Genomic DNA, 1,824 nt, shown 5'->3' with positions numbered 1-1,824 from the left:
GGCGAGGTCTAAAACTGGCTTAGGCATCGGAATACTTAGGGTTTTCAGGAGGTCGACGACGTCTTGGGACGGCTCATTGCGCCGAAAGAATCGATGCGTCGGGGTCTCGAACTCCGCCGCCTGAAGCTGGCTCAGGGCATGCCGGAGCCATGGCCAGCTCTTCTGGCAGGCGATCTCGGCTACCCGCTGGATCAAGAGCGCCAGCACGCAGATCTTCACGTGCGCCTCGATGCGGCGTGGCAGCCAGTGGTGCATCGGCGTGAGGTGGATCTGGGTGGTCTTGAGGCTCCGGAAGCACCGTTCGATCACCAAGAGGCCCTTGTAGCCACTGGCCGCATCCGCGGGCGTCAGCGTGTCATCGTTGGTGATCAAGACCCACTTGCCGTCGAGCTTCTCGGCCTTCTTGATCTTGAGGGGGTCCACGTAGATCTGGCCCGCCGGGCTCACCGAGAGGTAGCGCTGGGTGCGCCCAGAGGCCAGCAAGGCCACGGCCCACTTGGCCGTGGCGCCCCAGTCCTGATGGCGCCCCAGTTCCTCCCGCAATTCGGCAAGCACGATGTCTCGGTGGCGTTTCTGTCGCTCCGCCTCCCGGGGGTTGTAGCAGACGAAGTAGCGCCGACGAAGCTCCCCATCGCCAACCTCGACCTCTTTGACCTGGAGGTTGTCGGCCACCTTCTGGTAGCGCCCTGGGCGCGTGAGGACCTCCTCCTGCACCTCCTTGACGCTCGCCGCCCGCACCGCCAACAGGTACTTGCCCCCGCCGACGGACAAGAGTTCGCGGTTCTGGGCGCTGTCCATCCCCGCATCGGCCACGAAGAGGCAGCGGCTGAGCTTCCAGCCGCGCAGGTCAGCTTTGACCTTCGCGATGGTGGTCACGTCGGTGGTGTTGCCGGGCAACACCCACGAGCGTACCGGCAGCCCCTCTCGGGTCACCGCGAGCGCTACCACGATCTGCGGGTTCCAGGTCCCGTTCTTGCTCTTGCCCCGCTTGCGCAGCCCCGGCTTGGCCGGCTTCTCCTGGCCCGCGGCGGCCCCTGCGCCCGTTTCGACACCCCCGGCTTCGACCTCCTCGTCGGGGTCTTCGAAGTCGACCGCGAACGACGCCGTGGTGGTGTCGTAGAACACCAAGTCCACCGTCAGGTTCAGCAGGTCCGCGGTGTGGAAGAAGACCCGCTCCTCGACCCGCTCGGCATGCCGGTACAGGAGATCCATCGCCTCGTAGAGGTGGTCGAGCTCGAGCTCCCAGCAGGATGGCAGATGCACCCTGGGCAGCCAGCGATCCCACACCCCGACTTTGCTCTTGGGCTCGCACAGGCGGTTGGCCGTCATCGCCAAGAGCGCCCGCTCGTAGGGGTGCGTGCAGCCTTCCGCGGCGGCCACCTGGCGCAGCGCCGGTCCGATCCCCAGCCGCTCCCACAGCGCCTCGATCACCACCACCGGCCCCAGGAGCCGCGAGGCGAGCCAGCGCAGTCCAGGGGGCCAGGGATCTGCCGTCCTCGCCGCCTCCGGTCCCCCGGCGCCGGCTCCGATCAAACCCGGCTGGGCGAGCGGATCGCGCACCTCCATGCCAACCACGCGCGCGATGGACTGGCACAGCCGGACCAGGGCGTCTCGCGCCTCGCCATCGGCGCGGCCGAAGTTGTGGATGATCTGAGCGACCGACTGGCGGCTCTCGGGGTCGCGGACGTTGTGGGCGAGTTGGTGATACTCGACCACGGAGCCGTCGCGGTTCTTGCGCTTGGTGGTTCGGAGGAACATGCCCACATTGGAGCATGTACTACCTTACTCGTCAAGCCACAATTGCCATGTCGTGTGCCTACAGAT

1 protein-coding gene is annotated in these 1,824 nt (G+C 66.6%); it reads right to left on the bottom strand.

Annotated features, from left to right (window positions below; all coding sequences use genetic code 11):
- Positions 1–1,758 (bottom strand): IS1634 family transposase (locus U1E26_07505; GenBank protein MDZ4169487.1); only part of this gene is annotated, 1,758 nt, incomplete at its 3' end.
- Positions 1,759–1,824 lie beyond the last annotated feature (66 nt).

The sequence above is a fragment of the Coriobacteriia bacterium genome (genome assembly GCA_034370385.1).
In the GTDB taxonomy this organism is placed as follows: Bacteria; Actinomycetota; Coriobacteriia; order Anaerosomatales; family PHET01; genus JAXMKZ01.
Note: the sequence above shows the minus strand (reverse complement) of the source record. Positions and strands in the feature narration are given on the sequence as shown.